Here is a 6,284-nt window from a genome sequence, read left to right on the forward strand (position 1 = left end):
CTGGGAGGCTTTACCCTAGATTACGGGCCTTTCGGGTTTATCGACAGGTTTGACCCCAAATACCAACCGTGGACGGGCGGCGGTGACCACTTCTCTTTTTTCAATCAACCCCAAGCTGCCATGCAAAACTTTTATATGTTCTGTACAGCCGTTCATCCGCTGATCAAGTCCGACACGATGGCGGTAGAAGCGCTGGAGAAGATCTTAAACGGTTTTCCCGAAGCCATGCAAGAGCAGGTCGAAGCGATGTGGGCATCGAAACTTGGGCTGGAGGCTTTTGATGCGGAGCTTTACAATGAGTTGATGATGCTGATGATCAAGACATCCGTCGACTATACGATCTTTTTCCGCGAACTTTCGCATCTACCCGAAGAGATAACGCCACTTCTAAAATGCTTCTACGGTGATACGTCGAACAATGAGGAGCTGCTAAAGCGCTGGTCAGTTTGGTTGGAAAAATGGCAATCGAGCATCGGTGTGACAACACCTGAGGCCCGAGCGAAGCTGTCGGAGCAGATGAAAAGCGTGAACCCAAAATACACCCTGCGGGAGTGGTTCCTTGTCCCTGCCTATCAAGCCGCCGTAAAAGGTGACTATTCCCTCATCGAAGAGCTGCAGGAAGTGATGACAAAGCCCTATGATGAACAGTCAAAAGAGATGGAAGCAAAATACTATGCGAAAAAGCCGACGCAACTCTTCGACATCGCCGGAATTTCCCACGTAAGCTGTTCGTCCTAAAGACGACAGACTTACGCATACACTTCATCAAACGGGAGAAATTTCCCGTCCCCTTTTTCTGATACAATTATCAGACTATATAAAATTGTCACAAGGTAATACATGAAAGTCGATAAATATGATGTTACAGCAGAGTCAGGTGCTTCGATATGGGTTTTAGTTGAACACGGTACTGATATAGCGAAACTTGAAATGCCCGATGGCTATGGCATCAAAGGTTTTATTGAAACCTTTGAACTAACCAAGGACTCAGACCTGAATTATGAACAGGCACTAGATCGACTGAACGCACAAGGCTGTTATTACGGCACCACATTTAAGGGATGTTCTGTCAAATAATTAAATCAACAATCCAGAGGGTAGAAAAAGTAACCTGTCCCCTTTTTTTGAGTAAGACAATAATCAGTGCGATAAGTGATGTTTTTCTATGATCTCGGTAAATGCCGCTTGGAGTATTACTTCGTCCGGGAGCTCGCCACGCGCTGCTTTACCCCGAAGATCGTAGAGCTCAAAAAGACGTTCAACATCTTCTTGCTTAAGTTCGAAGCCTTTTGCTTCGATTGACCGCAGAAGTCCTTCGCTAATAGCAATTTGTTGTTCTTTATTTGCTACTGTCCACGCATCACCCATGTACCAGAAGACAACCATGTCAGTTACCGGATAATGTCCTTTTTTGATGTAGGTGTAGTCATTAAAATATCGTTCCAGTCTATCTAATTGCATCAGCATCCTCCTGCCTCTCATAACAGGAGGTATGCAAAAGTTGGTCTATGAGATAAAAAAGGGCAAAAAGAACAAGCTGGTTTAATATGCATTCATATATTACCGTTGTTTACAAGATAAAAGCGGCCCGCGGGTTTTTGATCGGTCACGACCGCTTTGTTGGCAATTATCTGCATCATGATATTAGACGATGTATTTCCCGGTCCACTTTTGGATCTCTTCCACGCTCATCACCCTGGTTCTGCGGTTGATCTCATACCCGTTTTTAAAGAGAATCATCGTCGGGACGGAGCGGATGTTATAGCGTGCTGCAAGTAACTTTTGCGCATCGGTATCGACTTTGAGGAAACGGGCCTTCATCGGCAGGGCGGCGGCCGCCTCTTCGAATGCCGGGGCCAGCATGCGGCAGGGCGCGCACCAGGTCGCCCAGAAATCGACGACCACCACGATGTCGCTGTTCCAGATATGCTTGATAAATGCCGCTTCATCCACGCCGACCGGTTTCGTCTCCAGCAGCGAAGCCTTGCAGTGTGTGCAGTCGGCTTCGTTGTAATGCTCCTCTATGGGAATCATGTTGATCTGACTGCAATTGGGACAGACCACTTTTTGCTTATCCATGACGCTATGCCTCCTGTGTCTCAATGTCTTGCCACCCCGAAGCGCGGTGGGATTTGACTTTGTCGTGCAAAATGAAAAAATCAACTTTGGCCTATGAGACTACAATCTGTCCTTTGCAATTTTCAAACTATGAAAGATGAAACGGTACATCGTAGATTGCCAAGGCTTTGTCTTTCAATACACGCAATAAATAATGTGTAATAAAGTTCGACGCCTGAACATAACATCCAAGTGCTATATGGTCGGGTTTAGATTCCTAAGTTCCATTCAACAGGTCATTTATATAAGACAAGGGTGCTTTATGCTTTTGCTTGTTAACGTTTAAAATGAGCAATCAAAAAACCGCCCGCGGGTTTTTGATTGGTCTCCAGTGATTTGTTAGATTCTTGGAATATCATACTTTCCAAAACTCACGTGCTTCTACTGAAAAATCTTGCAGGAGTTTATCCAGAGCGGCTTCATCAACGTGTTTTCTTAATGTTTTGGCAATAACATCTATTGCATTATCAGTGGAAAAATTGTGTTCTTTACGCAAGGATTTGACTTCTTCGGTTAAACTTTCTCGATCTTCAAATGATTTTATGGGCTCTTCGGTATCCCAGTCTGCTACAAAAAGCGCCCGCAGCCCTACTGGTAAAATGTTTGCAAATGCCAGGGCCTCTTTGATACTGATACGGCGGCGGAATACTTGGAAAACCCCCTGCGTCATTGTATAAGTAACATGAGTGCTCCATAGATCCGCAAGATCACGGGCATCGACTAAGAATTTATAAAACTCATCTGTAGCTTGTCCATATTCAGCTGGTACAGGCATAAAAACTCCATGTTAATCTAACGTTGTTATTGGGTAACAATATGCTACCCATTCAACTGAAAATGCCCAGGAGAATTCCGTAACTCATTTTCAATAATAGGAATAGAGCGCAGGAACTATTTGACGAGTTCGACTTCACCAGGTCTCCAGCTCTTGTCGAACCATGGTTCCAAGGGCCCATAAAGGCGAAGGATAGGAAACCAGGATTTTCCGGGTACTGTTTCTATCCAGTTATTTTCTTTTCCTTTTGGTGCTTCAGGCCCGAAATAGAGATCAATAGAACCATCGGCATTGGCAGCCATATTTCCATTCACACTGTTTTTGCTCGGAAACGGGCTGGAGGTTTGTAATTCAGATCGTGTTTGAGGGTCATAAACCACGATAGACCAGAAATCTTTGGCAGGTACGTTTGCGGGAATGTTTAATTTGTAGGTTTTGGAGCCGTCAAAAGTATTACCGTCGCTGTCCTGGGTAATCATGGCATATTGCGAACCCAGACCTACCATTTTAAGTACCATGGCAGGCGTATTCACTGTCGCACCATAGAAGAACAAGGTACGTGCATCCAGGTAGCGCCCACCCGCCCCGTTGTCTTTCAACCATTCATGGTTACCACCGATAAAGCCTACCTTCCAGAAACTGTTTTCATACAGGTATGCCTCCTTCTGAGGAGTACGGAAAATCAAAGATCGTGCAGTGGCATTAGCGACTTTCACCGAATCGGTCAAAATCTTTTTAAGCTCAGGACTCGGTTTAAATTCCTTCCCCTTTTGTAGGCCGATACTGGCGAATAGACCGCGCAACTCAGGATCGATAAAATTCAGCGGTTCCTTTTGCAACACATCGTCAATCTCTTTATAAAAACTAAAGTCATTTGCGTGGATAGTGTTATATGAAATACCTGATCCCGAAGTAATAACCATCTTGGGCGGATTGGCTTTTTCTGATAGAGGGTAGACATGTACCTGTTCAGAGAACATTTTCGCGGCCGCATCAGGTTTACCATCCACAAGAAAACCTCTAAGAACGAATAGATTGATGTAGCTTGGTGATCTTGCAATAAAGTAACCTTTAGGTTCCTTTCCCTCGTAACCTGGAGGGAGTATCAGATATTTCCCACCTTTTCCTCGATCCGGGCCCGGCATGCCCATATCAACAACAAAGCGGAAAAAGGCATCATTGACGGTTCCCGGACCTGTCCCCGGCGGCACTTCGATAACAAGTGGTCCGGTTTTTTCCAGATCGAAAAAACTGAATGCATAAACAGTATCGGTGTTAGCGGTTAGAAATAGTGGATTTGAGTCCATCAATTTATCAGTCACGATCATGTGGTTTGCTTCTGTGACCCCTATACTTTTATATCCCTCCACCAGTGCATGGATTGATGCCATAGGTACTCCGTTGAGAAATACCTCGACACCGCGAAGGAAGGCTAGGTTGTCGAGAGTTAATTTTGCTGTTTCTTCGGACGGAACACCGTCAAAGAACTCAAGCGTTCCAATGCGAGTCTCAACCTTGTCGGGTGTCATTATGGAACTAGGGATCGGTGTATTGTAGCCACTTGGAATTTCTTCTGCATTAACGATGCTTGAAGTAAAAGGGGCCGTCAGGAAGGCAATAAGAATTCCTTTACCCACTCTTTTTAGATCTTTCATAATGTAATTCTCCTAATTTATGTGGATTAATTAAAGCTACAGAAATCTGAATCGAAGGATACCGTCACTCCATAACGTCTGTCTTGAACAACAGTTTCGCCGTAGCGGGAAACTATTGTGCTCCTAGTATTTGTTATATGTTACTGGTACTTCTTGCCATTATATTCTACCCAACCACCAGTATGGCGTTTCTGTGGGTCGTGATGTGTCCAATGAACAACACCGCCTTTTGCATTATTTTCGTATTCTCCACAAAATTTTATAATACCACCTTTTTTAAGTGAATATATTTTTGGTGCCAAGTCAATGTTATGAGCAATTAGTAATGTTTGTCCAGATGCCTGTTCTATTATAAACCTTTGATGACGGTTACCTTTGTTGTCATCGCTAAGTAGTCTAATTACAGTTCCAGAACCACACATTTGTGTGCCGGCATATATTTCAAGACTAATAAATAATATAAACAATATTTTTTTCATTTAACCTCCAATTCTATTTTCATATAACGTTTAAAATGACCAATCAAAAACCCGCAGGCGGGTTTTTGATTGGTCTCCTTTGGTTTGTTATATAAATGGGCTGTTCAAGATTTTGTTTCATTTTTATTTTCTTCCCCCACCCATAAGCTCTACTTGCATAACTCCAAGATTAGGCTCTGTTCCACAACATCCTGGTCTATATGGCTTGAAATCCTGACGTAATACTTTACCATTTTTTAGTCGATAGATAATAGCTATTGTGGAGTTTGATTCTCTGCTAGGTGATCCGAAATTGCTTTTAGGTGTGGTAAAAGATCTCAGTTTATTTGTAAGCTTCCTATCTGAATAAGATTTAGAAAAAGGAAGAGAAACAGCAAAACCAAAACCATCATTCTCCGGTATCCTAATTACATACTGAACGACTTTTGTCCGATATGAGGCTAAAACCATTATAGACTCAACTTCAGGTGTAACTGAAAAATCTATATATTCACCACATCCGACGATAAAAAAATCTGTGGTATTTGACTCTTTTGGGGGATAAAAATTAGTATATGCAGTATTTCTTATATGTGTTACCTTAGATGTACCATAGAGTCTTTTGACTGCTTCATCGAAACTGGTTGCTTCCCAAAGTGCAGGATGTGTAATGTGATAATCAACTATCGTATGGTCTTCTTTTACACTAGCAGGAATAGGTTGAAGTTTCATTTGTTCGAGGACCCTCTGCCTGATTGGCTTCGAACATTTGATTTGTTCGCCAGTGTTGAAGGTGACAATAGCATCTATGTTTTTTATACTATTTGTATTCTTGAAGAAAAACTTGATATCTTGAAATGAAAGCATACTATCTGACATAGAAGCATCATAGAGAACATTATTCCCTTTTTTGAGGACTAGATGTGTCATATAGCGAAGCTTGTTGCTTCCACGCATCATAAAAACACCAAGCATAGCATTATCGACGGACTTTATTCGTATTTTAATATCATCACTACACACATCAGCATATAAAGTGGCATAAATTGCGACGATTAGAAATGCTATTCTCATAACTCTTCCTTTGTGTTTATAATGTATATATAACGTTTAAAATTAGCAATCAAAAAGCCGCCCGCGGGTTTTTGATTGGTCTCCTTTGGTTTGTTATCCCTTTGTGACGGATTGGCTTGGATAGGACATTTCGAGAATCACAACATCGCCATCTGCCACAAATGGGCCATGCACTTCATACGGTGGTCTGCTCGCATAAAAACC

The 6,284-nt window shown here is 42.5% G+C and carries 8 protein-coding genes; 2 read left to right on the forward strand and 6 right to left on the reverse strand.

Features of this window, described 5'->3' with window-relative positions:
• On the forward strand, window positions 1-738 hold a 738-nt coding region (locus ABYK33_RS12860), incomplete at its 5' end, for a protein adenylyltransferase SelO family protein (RefSeq protein ID WP_373033668.1).
• A gap of 102 nt (window positions 739-840) precedes the next feature.
• Entirely contained in the window at window positions 841-1,077 is a 237-nt protein-coding gene (locus ABYK33_RS12865) for a hypothetical protein (RefSeq protein WP_373033669.1), read from the forward strand.
• Between the two features lie 63 nt (window positions 1,078-1,140).
• Here ABYK33_RS12865 and ABYK33_RS12870 read toward each other — a convergent pair whose 3' ends face one another.
• The 6 genes from ABYK33_RS12870 to ABYK33_RS12895 all read right to left on the reverse strand — a co-directional run bounded on the left by ABYK33_RS12870 (window position 1,141) and on the right by ABYK33_RS12895 (window position 6,080).
• Window positions 1,141-1,467: a hypothetical protein gene (locus ABYK33_RS12870; protein WP_373033671.1), complete on the reverse strand. Its 327-nt coding sequence runs from the start codon at window positions 1,465-1,467 to the stop codon at window positions 1,141-1,143.
• Between the two features lie 177 nt (window positions 1,468-1,644).
• Entirely contained in the window at window positions 1,645-2,079 is a 435-nt protein-coding gene (trxC, locus tag ABYK33_RS12875; RefSeq protein WP_373033672.1) for a thioredoxin TrxC, read from the reverse strand.
• Between the two features lie 394 nt (window positions 2,080-2,473).
• A complete protein-coding gene (locus tag ABYK33_RS12880; protein WP_373033673.1) occupies window positions 2,474-2,893 on the reverse strand; it encodes a DUF2267 domain-containing protein in 420 nt (139 codons plus the stop codon).
• A gap of 116 nt (window positions 2,894-3,009) precedes the next feature.
• Window positions 3,010-4,548, reverse strand: coding sequence for a DUF1254 domain-containing protein (locus tag ABYK33_RS12885; RefSeq protein ID WP_373033674.1), 1,539 nt, complete (start codon window positions 4,546-4,548; stop codon window positions 3,010-3,012).
• A 140-nt stretch (window positions 4,549-4,688) separates the two neighbouring features.
• Window positions 4,689-5,027 (reverse strand): DUF3465 domain-containing protein, encoded by a 339-nt coding sequence (locus ABYK33_RS12890; protein WP_373033675.1) that lies wholly within the window; start codon window positions 5,025-5,027, stop codon window positions 4,689-4,691.
• A gap of 123 nt (window positions 5,028-5,150) precedes the next feature.
• Entirely contained in the window at window positions 5,151-6,080 is a 930-nt protein-coding gene (locus ABYK33_RS12895; RefSeq protein ID WP_373033676.1) for a hypothetical protein, read from the reverse strand.
• Window positions 6,081-6,284 lie beyond the last annotated feature (204 nt).

Source organism: Sulfurovum sp. (assembly GCF_041562805.1).
GTDB lineage: Bacteria > Campylobacterota > Campylobacteria > Campylobacterales > Sulfurovaceae > Sulfurovum.